Here is a 14,187-nt window from a genome sequence, read left to right as displayed (position 1 = left end):
GCGCTTTTATTGGTAGCGTACTGCCTAAGGTTTTGCGATGGTGCCATCCGGCGTTTCACCCCTGTTTTAGGGCTGTTTTTCCGGAAAGAGTCCTAAAACAGACGGCTGGTATCCAGGCCTACAGGGCGATAAACGAGGGGTTGAGGAGGTCTGGTTTGTTGTAGGTGAGTTCGGCGGCAAGGTGGGGGTGGTAGATGCCCTGGTTCAGGGCGTTGAGCAGGGCGTGGGCCGCGGCGGTGTCCCATTCCATGGTGGGCGCAAACCGGGGGTAAAGGCTGGCTTTTTGCTCGGCCAGGAGCATGAACTTCAAGGAGCTGCCCATGGAGGTACGCTGCGCCTCCGGGAATTGCCCGATGAAGGCCTCGGTCTCCGGGGTGAGGTGCGTCCGCGAGGCGATAATCCTGACGCCGGTCTGCTGCCGCAACGTTGGCAGGTGGCGTTTGGCGGGTAAAGCCTGCAGTGGGGTTACGGTGCCTGCCAGTTCCTTGTAGACCCCGGTCTGGCGGGAGCCCCAGTACAGGCTGCCCAGGCAGGGCGCGTAAATCACCCCGGCCACGGGTTGGCACTGGTGCATAAGGGCCAGGTTTACCGTGAACTCGCCGTTCTTCTTGATGAACTCCTTGGTGCCGTCCAGCGGGTCTACCAGCCAGTACCAGGCCCAGGAGGCGCGCTCGGGGTAGGGGATCTGGGCGCCTTCTTCTGAGAGCAGGGGCAAGCCGGTGGTGGCCAGGTGCCGGGCTATCACAGCGTGAGCTGCCTGGTCGGCGCGGGTGAGCGGCGACTGGTCTGCTTTGGAGACAACCCCAAACTCCTGGCTTTCATAAATCTCCAGAATGGCGCTTCCGGCCTCCAGGGCGGCGGCTTTGGCTGTTTCCAGCAGGGCTGGCAGGGAAGAGGGTGGCGGCAGCATGGTGTTCAGGTGTTCAGGGCGAAGCACTTCAACTGGTCAGAAAGCGGAGTCTGGCCTCCCGTTAGGTGGGGCGGTGGACCAGACTTCAGGGGGCCTGTTCTTCCTTGTAGTCGGCGAACAGCCACTCCAGGGCCGAGTCCTTGTCGGTGAAGGCCTCAAACTGGGTTCTGGCTTCCAGGTCTGGGCTGCTGGACAGGGCGCTGTAAATGCGGTGGAAATCCAGCAGGCCAATGCTTTCCTTGGTGGAGAGCCGGGCGTACTTCCTGAGCGGCGAGGCCATCAGGAGCGGCGTCATTTCCCTGAGCACCCAGTTCTGTTCGGCAAAATCCAGGTACGGAATCACGCGGGCGTCACTGAGCCAGTACTCAATCTTCAGGTCCAGGGCAAGGCGGGCGGCCGCCTGGAAAGCCTCCCTGAACTGGGGCGTTGCCGGAGGGCTGAACCATTCCAGGTAAATAAACTTCACGTTCTCGTCCACCTCTACTTTCAGGTAGTCGTCCTGGTACACGAGTTTTACTTGTAGGTCAATGTGCATGGAACCGATGTCTCTTTGGTAAATCCCTTAAAAGCCAAAATGACATTGTTGCCGTCTGTGAAAGCAATATAGAAAAGCTTTTAAATTATTTCAGCCGGAAAGCGGGTATTTATGAGAATTTTCATCAAAGCTACAAACTTATGTTTACCAGGCGCCTGTAGCGGCCGGTTTTCTGCCAAATAGCAATCTGGTGCTTCTGCAGGAAACCGCCTCCAGCGGAAGAGGACAACCCGTTCAGAACGAATTTAGGTTGATTGCTTTTCTCACCGGCCGGTTCCCCTAGCTGGCCAGGGCGGGTTTAGGGCGTGTTTTTTGAAAAACAGGCCCTAAACGGTATCTTGCTTTTTATCTTTCCAAGCCGATGATGACCAGACTCTCTGTTTTTCTGCTGATGGGGGCCCTCTTTCTGGTGGGCTGCGCCGGCAGCAGACCTATTGACCGCCATGCCACTCCCCAGACCAAGGCCCTGTACCAGAACCTGAAGAATTTTTCCAGGAAGCACACGCTCTTCGGGCACCAGCACGCCACCGAATACGGCCACGGGTGGTCCGGCGACAAAGACCGGTCCGACGTGAAGTCGGTGACGGGCTCGCATCCGGCGGTGATTGGGGTAGACTTCAGCGGGTTTTCGGGACGCTCTCCACAGGCCATCCAGCAAGCAAAGGAGGCGGTGCGGCAGAACGTGGTGGATACCTACAACCGCGGCGGGGTGACCACTATGGCCTGGCACTTCTCTAATCCGGTGGCCAAGGGTGGCTTTTACTGGGTAGACTCCCTGTCGTTGCCGGCGGTGCGGTACATCATTCCGGGTGGCGAGGCCCACGGGCAGTACAAAGAAATCCTGCGCGGCATTGGCCAGTGGGCGCACAGCGTGCGGGGCGCCGACGGTACCCTGGCCCCGGTGATTTTCCGGCCGTTCCATGAGTTTGACGGCGAATGGTTCTGGTGGGGCAAGCCGCACGCCAGCCGCGACGAGTTCATTGCGCTCTGGCGCTTTACCGTCTCGTACCTGAGAGACAGCCTGGGGGTGCACAACTTTCTCTACGCGTTTTCGCCGGACAACAAGTTCAGCACCGAAGCCGAGTTTCTGGAGCGTTACCCCGGCGATGAATGGGTAGACATGGTGGGCATGGACAACTACGGCGACATGGGCCGCGACCGTTACGCCGTGGACGTGGCCGCGCAGAAGCTCAAGATTGTGTCTGATTACGCCCAGAAAGCCAACAAACTGGCCGCCTTCACTGAAACCGGCCTGGAGTCTATCCCAGACACTACCTGGTGGACCAACACCCTGCTGGCCACCCTCAAAAAGCACCCCCTGCGCCTGGCCTACGTGCTGGTCTGGCGAAACGATACCCGCAGCCTCACCCACTACTACGCCCCGTTCCCGGGCCAGGTAAGCGTGCCCAACTTCCTGAAATTCTACCAGGACCCGTACACTCTGTTTGAAAAAGACCTGAAAAACATTTACCGCCGCAAGCGGTTCCTGGGTATCTTTTAACCCAGCCGAGGAGAGCTGCCCCGCAAAAAGGAAATAGTCAGAGAAAGTGTTTGGGGCCTGTTTCCCAAAAAACCGGCCCTAAACGCTTTCTCCGTTTTAAACTATCCACCAGCTTCCCACTACCCTCGCCACTCTTGTGGGTTTTTTCACGCGGCAGAATGCAACCGCTGCCTGTATGGTCTCCGTTACCCAGTTTTCTTCGTTCACGCGATAGGGTGCCGCCGTAGCCTGTGGTATCTCCGTTGCTCACACCACCCTTGTTGGTGTTATCACCAACAAGCCAAGGAACGGCTGCGCTCTCCTCATCGGTAAAAACACGCAGCAAGAAGCAGAAAGGCCAGGTGCTTTCCCATGGCTAACCGAAACAGGTGTTTCGGACTCTAACAGTCTGCCATCCTGTTCTGTTTATCACCAACAAGCTGAATGACGGCTCCGCTACCCTTATTGATGAAACCACCAACACGAAACACAAGGGCCAAGTACTTTCCAATGGCTGAACAAAACAACTGGTCAATAATCCAGTAGTCCTCCCGCATTTAAATAGTAGGCAAATAGCGTTTAGGACCCGTTTTTCCAAAAACAGACCCGAAACGCTTGTTGCTAAACTAACTGTTCCAGGCATCCGCTGGGGTAAAGCCACAGGAACCAACTCCCAGAGCCGTGGGCGCTACGTTCTTGCACCTCCAACTGGCAGTCTCAACAAGAGGTTGGTACCTTCTCTTTCCTACTCACAGAAGGGAAACGCAGTGGGACGGGTGCCCGGTTTGCCGGTGGCCACGATGGTGTGTTCCTGGGATTTGCGGCCGGCCAGCACATCGTTCAGAAAGTCCACTAAGACCTGCTGATTCTTCTGGAAGAGTTCGGCGCTGTACTCGTGGCCGCCGCCGCAGTAAGTGACCAGCCGCGTACTCCCGTTCAGTTGGACCAGGTGCTGGTAAATGGAGTAAGAGCCCGCCAGCAGGAGCCAGTTAGAGGCGTTGGTGGGGCAGTTGTGGTGCGGGGCCGTGGCATAGGGCACCACCGTATCGGTGGAACCGTGGAACAGCAGGACGGGCAGCTGGTTGGCAGGCGTGATCAGGTTCAGGTCCATGAGGGCGCCCGCCCCCGAGATAAGGCCTTTGTAGCTGAAGTTGGCCGGAAGCGTGGTGTTGGGGTACAGGTTCATCAGCTTGTAATCCCAGAAGGCGGCGTGCAGGGCGGCCTCGGCCCCGGCGCTGCTTCCCGCCAGGAAGATCTTGGTAGCATCCAGGTTGTATTTTTGGGCGTGCTGCAGGAAGAACCCGGTGGCCAGCCAGAACTGGTTGGCCGCGTACTGGAACGCCCTGATTTTCTCGGGCAGCTTGCCGTCACAACCGTAGTTTCGGCCTTTCATGTACAGGGTGTAGGTGAGGGTGGCGGCGGCGTAGCCGTGTTGGGCCAGGTACGCGCAGAAGCTGTGTCCGCTGGTCCGGTCACCGGCAGAAAAGCCCCCGCCGTGCTCAAACAAGACCAGGGGCAGTTTCTCCTTGCCGGGTTTTTGGGGCAGAAACAGGTCCAACTCCAGTTTCAGGGTGTCATCCTGGTAGTAGGTGAGGGTGGTGAATTTCTGGGCAAAAGTGGCAGGCAGCATTCCGGTCAGTAAGAAGGCAAGCAGCAGAAGGGTTTTTCTCATAAGCACAGGCAGGGTGGAGGAGCTGCTGGGGCAGCACCGTTGCTGGCCCAAGATAGGCACTTCGCGCAAAACTAACCATGGTTCCGCCCAGGCAGTTAAGCAAGGACTGAACCATGGCTACGGAAGCCGCACCAGGGCCCGGCCCTGCATCTGGCCTTTCAGGATGGTGGCAATGGCCTGGGGCAGCTCCTGCAGGGTGATCTCATGCGCCAGCGTTTCCAGGGTGCGGGGTTTCCAGCCCTGGGCCATCTGTTGCCAAACGGCAGGCCGCCGCTCCGCCGGATATTCCACCGAGTCAATGCCGGCCAGCTGGATGCCGCGCAGGATGAAGGGGAACACGGTGGTGGGCACCTCGGCGCCGTTCACCATGCCGCAGCAGGTAACGGTGCCGCCGTAGTGCACGCTCTTCAGGAGCGTGGCCAGCACCTGCCCGCCCACGGTGTCCACCGCCCCGGCAAAACGGGGCTTCAGGAGGGCTTTGCCGGACTGGTCCTCCAGGTCAGCGCGCAGAATGATTTCAGTGGCCCCCAGTTGGTGCAAAAAGTCCTGGGCCGAGGCCTTGCTGCTCACAGCGTGCACGGTATAGCCCAGCTGGTGCAGCAGGGCCACCGCAATAGAACCCACGCCGCCCGTGGCCCCCGTCACCGCAATGGGGCCTTTCTGGGGCGTCACCCCGTTCCGGAGCAAGGCTTCCACGCTCAGGGCGGCGGTAAAGCCGGCGGTGCCGTAGACCATGCTCTCGCGCAAGGACATCCCTGCCGGAAGCCTGACCACCCAGTTGGCCGGTACCCGTATGTACTGCGCAAACCCGCCGCTGGTGTTCATGCCCAGGTCAAAGCCCGTCACAATCACCTCGTCGCCGGGTTGCCAATCTGGCGAGGTGGAGCTTTCCACCACCCCGGCCGCGTCAATGCCAGGCGTGTGCGGGAACTGCCGGGTCACGCCCCGGTTGCCCGTGGCCGACAGGGCGTCTTTGTAGTTGAGCGACGAATACTGTACCCTGATCAGGACCTCGCCGGGCGGAAGGTCCTGCACACGCTTCTGGGTGACTTCCTGGTGGAACTCGCCGGTGTCCGTCTGGGTCACCAGCAGGCATTGAAATTCTTTTTCCATGGTCTGTTCGGCTAAGGGGTTCGGCCGGCCCTTGGCTCTGTTTTAAGGCCCTTTTTTGGAAATCAGGGCCCAAACGGAGCCAGGGGAGAAAGTGCCGGAGCGGTGGTCCCAAGGCGCGCCTTCTCCGGCCCAACCCAAAACACTTGGGTACGGGCTATTTCCCCTTAGCGTTGTATCCTGCGTGCTCCCCCGAGGAGCTGGCAGCAGTACGCAGGCGCTAACCAGAGCAAGCTACAGCACCACCACCCGCTTCACCACTAACCCAACGGAGGTCTGAAACCGAAGGGTGTACACCCCAGGGCCAAACTGCCCCAGCGAAAGCTTTACCTCGTCCTCAGCCGCGGCGCTGAGGTCCTGGCCATGCACCGCCTGCCCGATGGCGTTGTAGACGTTTACCCTTTCCACTTTGAAATCGGCCCTGTACCAGTTTACCGTGAGGGCACCGCGGGTGGGCGTAGGATAGAGGGCAATGGCTTCGGCGGGGGCCAGCGCGGGCACCGTAAACTCCTGGGCAACGGCTTTGCCGCCGGCCCCCGCCACCGAGAGCGCGCCCGTGGTCACGTGCTTGGGCGCCCGCACCACCAGCGTAGTGGCAGTGGCCTGCAGTACCGGCGCGGCCTGCCCGTTGAAGTACACCGTATCGGCCTGCCCGTCGGCCCCGAAGTGGGTGCCAGTGATGGTGACCTGGGTGCCGGCATGGCCGCTGGCCGGACTGAAGCTGGTGATAACCGGGGCCGGCACGAAGGTGAACTCAGTCTGGGTCAGGGCTTCGCCGCCCGGGGTTTGCACCAGGATCTTCCCGCTGGTGGCCCCGGCCGGAACCCGCACCTGCAGTTGGGTGCGGGTGGCCCGCTCCACCTCAGCCAGGGCAGGGCCAAACTGCACCCGGTTGCGCTGGGCCGCTTCCGCGAAGTTAGTGCCGGTGAGGACCACGGTGGTGCCGGTTTTCGCTTTGGAGGGGGTAAAGCCCGCGATAGTAGGGGCATACCAGACCATGAACGGCGCCGGACTCTCCGCTTCGCCGCCCAGCGTTTTCAGCCTGATTTTCCCAAAAGTGGCCCCATCGGGCACCCGTACCCGCAGGCGGGTAGCCGCAGCTTCCACCACCTGGGCCGGTACGCCGTTGAACGTGACCGTGTCCTGCTGGGCTACGGGCGAGAAATGGGTGCCGGTGAGGGTGACCAGGGTGCCGGGCACCGCCTCAGCGGGCGAAACCGAGGCAATGGTAGGCGGCTGGAAGATGGTAAATGCCGTGCTGCTCTGGGCCGCGCCGTCTGGCGTCACTACCTTGATCTGGCCGGTAAACGCCCCGGCGGGCACCAGCACCGTGAGGGCGGTAGGGGTGGCGCGCTGCACCAGCGCCGCCACCCCGTCAAAGTAGACCTTGTTGCCCGCAACCTGCCCCGAGAAGTTCTTACCGGTTAGCTCCACAGCTTGCCCGGCGCGGCCCTGGGCGGGGCTGAAGCCCAGCAGGGCGGGAGAGGCCACTACTGCATCGGTGGAGAGTTGTTTGGCCGGGTTGACCACCGGCGGCAGGTCATAGAGGCGGTTCTGGGTGGTGTTGGTGCGCACCGGCTCGTTGTAGTCAAAGAAAATGTCGGCGAAGTTCTCAATCAGGGTTTTCTCGGGCAGGTGGGCCTTGGGCCGGATGGAGAACTGGAGGAAGCCGTTGCTGCCCGCCTGGTCGGCGGCGCTGTCGGGGAGCATGATCTGGTCAAAGTGGAACGTGAGCACGGGCCTGCCCTTGCCGCTGACTTCCATCCGGTAGGGGTGCGAAACGGCCCCCACCTGGAGCGTGCTCAGGTCCAGGTCCGCGGAGAGGGTGTCCACCACCACCACGCGGTAGGCCACGTCGGTGCCGGTGTTCTGGAACCGCACGGTGTAGCGCAGGGGCGTGTTGGTGGGGGTGTAATGCTCGGCGGTGAGCCCCACGGGCAGCACCTGCTTGTCGTTGGGGTCAAAGGAGTCAATGATGGGCAGGCACTCCTCGGTGATTTCCGGCTCGGGGTCATCGGGCGGGAAGGCGTTCATGGCCGGGGAGGGTAGCCCGTGCGGGTTGGCCCCCCGCATCTCCAGGTTGGCCCCGGCCAGGGTTTTCACCGGGTGCCCGCCGGGCTGGTCGGCCTCCACCCGGATGGCCCTTCCCGTGGGGGAGAACCGCAGCACCAGGCTGTCCTGGGCGGCCAGTTTGTACTTGTCCTGCAGCACCAGCTCCTGGTCCTGGTATACCCTGAAAGCCAGGCTGTCGGTCATGTTCCCTTTGCCCTGGTTGCTGATCACGAAGCGGGCCTGGTGCTGCCCGGGCGCGGTGCCCGCTACCAGTATGTGGGCCTGGTTCCAGGCGTCAGGGGTTGGTTGGGGGTTGGCGGGGGTGATCCAGGCCTTGGTGCACACGGTTAGGCCCCTGATGTTGGAATCTGCGCAGGAAACGGAATCGGTGAGGGTGATGGAGCCTCCCTGGTTGGGTTTCAGGTCGCCTACCTCAAACACCAGATTGCCGCTTGGGTCTACGGTGTAGGGCATGCTGGCCTTCACCAGGGCCACAAACTCCGGCAGCTGCACGGTTACCCTGGCATTGGGGGCCGGGGCAAAGCCGGTGTTGGAATAGGAGACGGTGGTCACGTTCTGGAAGCACCGGCGGCGGCGGTTAGACGAGAGGTGCACGTTGAGGTACGGGCTGTCAAAGACCGCATTGGCGAAGTTGATGTTCTGCACCGTCTGGCCCGCTGCGGCTACTTTCACGGGGTGGCCCTGGGAAGGGGCGGGGCACAGGGGCGTGATGGTTCTGCCCGCGTGGGCCGGCGGAATGGTCCTGACGGTGTATTCGCCGGGGTCCACGGCAACGGCGTAGCTTCCGTCCTCCTGGGTCACGCCGAAATACGGGCCGGGGGTCACTTCTATTACCATGCCAGGCACGGGCCGCTCGCCCTGGTCTGGGGTGCAGCTGCGGTTGGCGTCATCATAGGCAAACCCCGTGATGAGGCTCTGCGGCTCCTTATAATCTTTGGAGAGGAACAGGGAGTACGCCCCGGCGTCTTCGTTGGTGACAAGGCGCGTGGCGCGCTGGTTTACGGCCAGGTAGGTGAAAGAACGGTCAAGCTCCTCGTGCAGCAGGTTGCCTTTGGCGTCGGCGATCCAGAAGCGGCGGGGGTACAGGTTAGAGACCACGTACACGTTGCCCCGGCCATCCAGGGCCATGTCTGAGTCCACGTCCCAGGTGATGTAGTCGGCGCTGTAATGGCCAAACTGCCGGATAAACTTGCCCTCGGGGCTGAACTGCTGCACCCGGCCGCCGTTGTAGTCCAGCACGTGCACCACGCCCCGCATGTCTACGGCCACCGCCCTGGGAATCCAGAGTTGCCCGGGGTTGCCGCCCCAATGCCCGATGGACATGAGGTATTTGCCCGAGGGGGCAATCTTGCGCACCGCCCCGCCGTAGTGATCGGTCACGTACAGGTTCCCGATGGCGTCCACGGCCAGGTCTGAATAGAGGTTGGTGTTGGCCTCGGGGCCGAAGTCGGTGAACTGCCTTATGAAGGTGCCGTCTTTGCTGTATTTCGTGATGGCCGAGGCCGTGTTGAAGAAACCTCCGCTGGTGAGGATGTAGATGTAGCCCTGCAGGTCTACCGCGATGCCCTTGGCATAGCCCACCAGGTTCACCGACCCAAACCGCATCACTTCCACCCCCTGCGGATTGAATTTGACCACCTCGCCGCTGGACTCCAGCAGGAACACATTGCCCGCCTCGTCCATGGTGAGTTCATTGGGGAAATAGTGGTACCCCAGCTTCTTCAGCACGTTGCCCTGCTTGTCAAACATGAGCACCTGGCTGTCGCCCTGGTGGCGCCGGTCGGCAATGAACACCTTCCCGTCTGGGGCAATGGCAATACTCTGCTGGGTGCCCCACAGGCGGCCGTCGCCGGTGGTGTGCTGCACCTGGCGCTCAAACACGCCAAGGGTGCTGTAGACAAAGAATCCCCCCGAGTTAGAGCCTCCCATCTTTAGGTCAGTGATGTAGACCTGGCCGGTTTTCTTGTCAATGGCCAGCTTGGCCGGCGCGTAGAGTTTGGCTGGGTCTGCGGCGCTGTTGCCAAATTCCAGCAGCTTTTCGCCGGTGGGCGTGTATTTGATGATTTTGCCGTTGGGTGCGTCCAGCGCGTACAGGTTGTCCTGGGCGTCCACGTCCAGGCTGCTGGGCGTTTCAGTGTAGGAGCCTGCGTTGACGTCGGTGTTCAGGATGATGCTCTGCAGGTAAGTCCCGTTGGGGTTAAACTTCTGGATGCGGCGGTTGCCTTTGTCGGCCACGTAGATCTCGCCCCGGGAGTTCACGGCAATCTCCTCGGGGTACAGAAACTGGCCGGGCTGCTGGCCCTGCGAGCCAATCTCAAACAGGAGTTTTCCTTCTTTGCTGAACTTGGCAATCTTGGAGTTGGAGTAACTCACCACGTAGAGGTTATCATGCTGGTCCAGGGTAATCCGGAAGGCGCCGTACCGGTTGTGGTCCAGGTTCTCGGGCTTGAAGTCATGGTACACCTGGCCGTCCTGGCTAAACTTCCGGATGTAGAAGTCGGTCACGTAGATATCGCCCTTGGAGTCAATGGCAATGTCATCGGGCATGCCTATGATGGCCCCAACGCGCTTATGGAGTTCAAACGCGGGCGCCTGCCCATAGCCGGGCACCCACAGCAGCAAAAGAAACAGGAAGCATAAAAGCGGGAGTACAACTTTCTTCATAGGCAGGGAGGCCGATTGGTCCGGGGCGATAGTCAAGGGTAAAGGATTCTCTGTAAAACTAGGAATAATTCACATCTAAATAGCACAATATAGGTGTCTGAATTTAACCCACTTAAGCCAGCGGCTGCCGTGAACAGGGCCACAATACAGCGTACAGGCCCCATTTAGCGGAGACAGGCTGCTGCATGCTGCGCCAAAGCCTGAGGGATCGGAACAGAAATCTGCGCCGTTCATTTCCTGCCTGCTTCCCATTTTAATAACAGCGCTTGGGCGTTCGCCGGGGCGGAGGATAGCCCGAAGAAGCCTCCGTGAAAACCGAAGTTTTACGGGGTAAATACTGTAAATGCCTGATCCTTACTGCTTTTTTGGTGGAGCTGGAATTTTAATCTTTAAATTACGTTTGCCCGGGAAGTGGCGAAACGGAAGAAGTATGAAGAGAAAAATACCCTTAGAAACTGTCCTCTACCTCATAGAAAAGACAGACCTGTCGGCTTGTTCAGAAACCGTTGAGTTCATCAATGGCCTGGACTTTTATGAGTATTCTCAGGAGGAGTTGAAGTGCATCAGCGACAAACTCAGCGACCGCATCACCATCCTCATCCGGCGGGAGCTCCAAGCCGCCCGGACCAGCCGCCTGGGCTAATCGCTATCCTAATTTGGTTTGTGATCGGGGGGCGGGGACGCTAGGGCTCCGGTGGCGCCTGTTCCTGTTTTCCACGGCAGGTTTGCCTGGACTATCCCTATAAAAGAACCCTAACCCGGCGGCCATTTCAGGGCATCAAACGCCTGCTTTGGGTTTTAGGGCCTATTTTCTAAAAGCAGGCGGTAAACGGGTGGAAGCAAAAAGAATTGTCTGTTGCCGGGTTCTGATAGGAACAAACCTGTACTGCCCTCGTACAGAGTGGGAAGAAAGCAGGGCTGCGCTTGGCAGTCTGCATGTTTCATCCACCTAACCAATAAAACTATGTGGCAACCCATTACCCGGCCGCTTCACGGCGTTCTTGAAGCAGCCTATATCCCGGCCATTGCCTCGGCGCCGGAAACCGTTGGTTTTACCGAAGAAGAAACCGCCACCACGCTGTGCCGCGCCATCGGCGGCATGGCCCTTACCTCAGCCCTGGTCACCAAAGCCGAGTGGGGCGCCGTGCAGGTGATGCCCTACAAAACCCACTTAACCATGGACTTTGTCACCAGCGCCTTTACCCTGGCGGCCCCGTGGCTGTTTGGCTTCTCGCAGAACACCAAGGCCCGCAATGCCTTTGTGGGCATGGGCCTCACCGGAGTTTTGGTTGGGTTGCTGTCGCGCCCCGAGGAAATGGACCCGGCTAAGGTGAGAAGGCTGCGCCGCAAGGCAGACAACCTTCCGGCCCTGTAACGCCAGCCGCTGATACCTGACTCTGGCCCCGGTTTTTGCCCCGTTTCCAAGAAAAGGGCCGAAAACCGGGGCCATTTTTTTCACGATGTGGGAACCCGGCTCAGGAAGATTTCTGGTAACCAGCCAGGTTTACAAGTGGTGCGCCAGGTGCGCGCGATGCGGCTCTTTCGGGGTGCCCTGGTGCTGCCCCGCCTAAGGGTTTACACCTTTTTCCCTGCGGCCCGTAAGTATAAATTCACCTACCATTATTTGAAGATGAACGTTTTCTCGCTAAACAAAAGAGCTGCTTCTGTGCTGGTGTTGGTCCTGCCGCTGGTCATGGGCTGCTCGGTGCTTTCGGGGGGAGGATACTCCAGTGACCCGGTGGTGGCCGACCAGCAGCGCAAGGTAGAAGCCCTGCGCGCAGAACTGAGCCAGGCCGAAAAAGATACCGAGTACGCCAAGGAAAGGGAGCGGGCCGCCAAGAGCCGCCTCAAGGCCGCCGAAGATGAGCTGCGGGTGCTCAAGACAGCTGCCTCCCGGCGAAACGGCTAACCTTCCCAGGCCGGCCCGGGCACTGCATGAGCCCGGCGCCCAGCCCAGCACTGTTTCCTCCCTCAGTAAGAAGCGCATCGCCCATGACCGCACGACTCGCCTACGCCTGGAAACTCACCAAGCTCACCTTTCAGGAGTTCGCCCGGGACAATCCCCTGGACTCGGCCGCCATCATTGGATTTTACACCATTTTCTCGCTGCCCGCGGTCCTGATCATCATGATCAGGATAGCCGGCACGGCCTTCGGGGAGGAGGCGGTGCAGGGGCAGGTGGTGCGACAGATCAGTGGGTTGGTGGGGCAAGACAGCGCCCAGCAGATCCAGAGCATCATCCAGAACGCCAGCCAGTCGCCGGCCAGCACGCTGGGCACGGTGGTGGGCGTCTGCACCATGGTGTTTACCGCCACCACCGTGTTTGTGGCCCTGCAGGATGCCCTCAACGCCATGTGGGACGTGAAAGCCAAGCCCCAGAAAGCCTGGCTGAGCATGGTGGTGAGCCGGGTGCTTTCCCTGGCCATGGTGGTGAGCCTGGGCTTCTTGCTCCTGGTGTCGCTCTCCGTGGAAGTCATGCTGAGCATCCTCAACGAGTTTCTGCGGCAGCGGTTCTCCTACATTGCCGTGTACCTCATTAACCTGGGCAACCTGCTGGTGTCGGTGCTCATCAGCATTGCCATCTTCGCGGCCATCTACAAAGTACTGCCCGATGCCCGGATCCGGTGGACCCATGTGTGGGTGGGCGCCACGGTCACGGCCATCTTGTTTGTGATAGGCAAGTACATCCTCAACATTTACCTGCAGTATGAACCCCTGGGCGATACGTACGGCGCGGCCGGATCGGTGGTGCTGTTGTTGGTGTGGGTGTACTACACCTCGGTGGTGTTTCTGCTGGGGGCCGAGTTCACGCACGTGTACTCCCGCGAACATGACCGCACCGTAGAACCCGCCCAGCACGCCGTAAAAGTGGAGCAGCATGAGGTGGAAAAGGAGGGGTGAGCCCTGCGCCCGGTTTCAGGGCCGTTTTGTGTAAAACAGGCCCAAAACCACTTCCCCCGCAGCCGGCCACCCGGGGCAGCGGCTGCTTCTTGCTTACTTGGTGAACAGTGGGGGCTTGCTCCCGTAGAACCTTGAGTACGTTGCCCCAGGCAAAGGCCAGACCGTGGCCCTAGCTGCCGGGCCGCTTGAACTTATCATTCATCCTATACCAAACGCTATGGAAAAAGTAAAATTGGCCATCATCTACTACAGCCAGACCGGCACCAACTACCAATTGTCTAAATGGGCCGCCGAAGGAGCCGAGCAGGCCGGGGCCGAGGTGAAAATCCTGAAGGTGAAAGAACTGGCCCCGCCGCAGGCCATTGACTCCAACCCTGCCTGGAGAGCCCACCTGGACAATACCCAGAGCGTGCCCGAGGTAAGCCTGGACGACCTGGAGTGGGCCGATGCCATCATCTTCAGCATGCCCACCCGCTACGGCAACGTGCCCGCCCAACTCAAAGAATTCATAGACTCTACCGGGGGACTGTGGTTCCATGGCAAGCTGGCCAACAAAGTGGTGAGCGCCATGACCAGCGCCCAGAACCCGCATGGCGGCCAGGAAGCTACCCTGCTGGCCCTGTACACCACCATGTTCCACTGGGGAGCCATCATTGCCGCCCCGGGCTATACCGATGCCGTTATCTTCGGGGCGGGCGGTAACCCGTACGGCACCAGCGTCACCGCCGGGCCCGATGGCCTGAAGGAAGATGCCCGGGTAGCCGTGGTGCACCAGGCCAAGCGCACCGTGATGGTGGCCTCCTGGGTAAAACAAGGCCTTAAAGGCTAAACCCCGCTAAGGA

11 protein-coding genes are annotated in these 14,187 nt (G+C 60.3%); 6 read left to right on the top strand and 5 right to left on the bottom strand.

Going from position 1 to position 14,187, the window contains the following annotated elements; translation table 11 throughout:
* Positions 1-118: 118 nt before the first annotated feature.
* Both cysQ and JT718_RS18970 read right to left on the bottom strand, forming a co-directional pair.
* Positions 119-937 carry a 3'(2'),5'-bisphosphate nucleotidase CysQ gene (gene cysQ / locus JT718_RS18975; RefSeq protein ID WP_317195531.1) on the bottom strand — a complete coding sequence of 273 codons (819 nt, stop codon included), beginning with the start codon at positions 935-937 and terminating at the stop codon, positions 119-121.
* A gap of 58 nt (positions 938-995) precedes the next feature.
* Positions 996-1,445 carry a hypothetical protein gene (locus tag JT718_RS18970; protein ID WP_205504371.1) on the bottom strand — a complete coding sequence of 150 codons (450 nt, stop codon included), beginning with the start codon at positions 1,443-1,445 and terminating at the stop codon, positions 996-998.
* A gap of 364 nt (positions 1,446-1,809) precedes the next feature.
* Here JT718_RS18970 and JT718_RS18965 point away from each other — a divergent pair, with 364 nt between their 5' ends.
* Entirely contained in the window at positions 1,810-2,946 is a 1,137-nt protein-coding gene (locus JT718_RS18965) for a glycoside hydrolase family 26 protein (protein ID WP_374729175.1), read from the top strand.
* 724 nt (positions 2,947-3,670) lie between these two features.
* On the opposite strand, the gene JT718_RS18960 is transcribed toward JT718_RS18965, so the two are convergent.
* From JT718_RS18960 to JT718_RS18950, 3 genes are all read right to left on the bottom strand, one after another.
* Positions 3,671-4,597 carry an alpha/beta hydrolase gene (locus JT718_RS18960; RefSeq protein ID WP_205504369.1) on the bottom strand — a complete coding sequence of 309 codons (927 nt, stop codon included), beginning with the start codon at positions 4,595-4,597 and terminating at the stop codon, positions 3,671-3,673.
* A 117-nt stretch (positions 4,598-4,714) separates the two neighbouring features.
* The gene (locus JT718_RS18955) at positions 4,715-5,710 is read right to left on the bottom strand and encodes a YhdH/YhfP family quinone oxidoreductase (RefSeq protein ID WP_205504368.1); all 996 of its coding nucleotides are present in this window, start codon (positions 5,708-5,710) and stop codon (positions 4,715-4,717) included.
* Positions 5,711-5,941: 231 nt separating this feature from the next.
* Positions 5,942-10,444, bottom strand: a complete 4,503-nt coding sequence (locus JT718_RS18950) for a DUF7619 domain-containing protein (RefSeq protein WP_205504367.1) — start codon at positions 10,442-10,444, stop codon at positions 5,942-5,944.
* Positions 10,445-10,874: 430 nt separating this feature from the next.
* Here JT718_RS18950 and JT718_RS18945 point away from each other — a divergent pair, with 430 nt between their 5' ends.
* From JT718_RS18945 to wrbA, 5 genes are all read left to right on the top strand, one after another.
* Complete coding sequence (locus JT718_RS18945; protein ID WP_205504366.1) at positions 10,875-11,087, top strand: hypothetical protein; 213 nt, start codon at positions 10,875-10,877, stop codon at positions 11,085-11,087.
* 321 nt (positions 11,088-11,408) lie between these two features.
* Positions 11,409-11,819 carry an SPW repeat domain-containing protein gene (locus JT718_RS18940; protein ID WP_205504365.1) on the top strand — a complete coding sequence of 137 codons (411 nt, stop codon included), beginning with the start codon at positions 11,409-11,411 and terminating at the stop codon, positions 11,817-11,819.
* Positions 11,820-12,074: 255 nt separating this feature from the next.
* Entirely contained in the window at positions 12,075-12,353 is a 279-nt protein-coding gene (locus JT718_RS18935; RefSeq protein WP_205504364.1) for a hypothetical protein, read from the top strand.
* Between the two features lie 83 nt (positions 12,354-12,436).
* Positions 12,437-13,345 (top strand): YihY/virulence factor BrkB family protein, encoded by a 909-nt coding sequence (locus tag JT718_RS18930; RefSeq protein ID WP_205504363.1) that lies wholly within the window; start codon positions 12,437-12,439, stop codon positions 13,343-13,345.
* Between the two features lie 217 nt (positions 13,346-13,562).
* Positions 13,563-14,174: an NAD(P)H:quinone oxidoreductase gene (wrbA, locus tag JT718_RS18925; protein ID WP_205504362.1), complete on the top strand. Its 612-nt coding sequence runs from the start codon at positions 13,563-13,565 to the stop codon at positions 14,172-14,174.
* The last annotated feature ends 13 nt before the right edge of the window (positions 14,175-14,187 follow it).

Source organism: Rufibacter psychrotolerans (genome assembly GCF_016924645.1).
Classification (GTDB): domain Bacteria; phylum Bacteroidota; class Bacteroidia; order Cytophagales; family Hymenobacteraceae; genus Nibribacter; species Nibribacter psychrotolerans.
Note: the sequence above shows the minus strand (reverse complement) of the source record. Positions and strands in the feature narration are given on the sequence as shown.

Coding starts and splice junctions, on each gene's coding strand:
- JT718_RS18970 (WP_205504371.1), bottom strand. CDS start 1,445: ATGCACATTGACCTACAAGTAAAACTCGTGTACCAGGACGACTACCTG.
- JT718_RS18965 (WP_374729175.1), top strand. CDS start 1,810: ATGACCAGACTCTCTGTTTTTCTGCTGATGGGGGCCCTCTTTCTGGTG.
- JT718_RS18960 (WP_205504369.1), bottom strand. CDS start 4,597: ATGAGAAAAACCCTTCTGCTGCTTGCCTTCTTACTGACCGGAATGCTG.
- JT718_RS18955 (WP_205504368.1), bottom strand. CDS start 5,710: ATGGAAAAAGAATTTCAATGCCTGCTGGTGACCCAGACGGACACCGGC.
- JT718_RS18950 (WP_205504367.1), bottom strand. CDS start 10,444: ATGAAGAAAGTTGTACTCCCGCTTTTATGCTTCCTGTTTCTTTTGCTG.
- JT718_RS18945 (WP_205504366.1), top strand. CDS start 10,875: ATGAAGAGAAAAATACCCTTAGAAACTGTCCTCTACCTCATAGAAAAG.
- JT718_RS18940 (WP_205504365.1), top strand. CDS start 11,409: ATGTGGCAACCCATTACCCGGCCGCTTCACGGCGTTCTTGAAGCAGCC.
- JT718_RS18935 (WP_205504364.1), top strand. CDS start 12,075: ATGAACGTTTTCTCGCTAAACAAAAGAGCTGCTTCTGTGCTGGTGTTG.
- JT718_RS18930 (WP_205504363.1), top strand. CDS start 12,437: ATGACCGCACGACTCGCCTACGCCTGGAAACTCACCAAGCTCACCTTT.
- wrbA (WP_205504362.1), top strand. CDS start 13,563: ATGGAAAAAGTAAAATTGGCCATCATCTACTACAGCCAGACCGGCACC.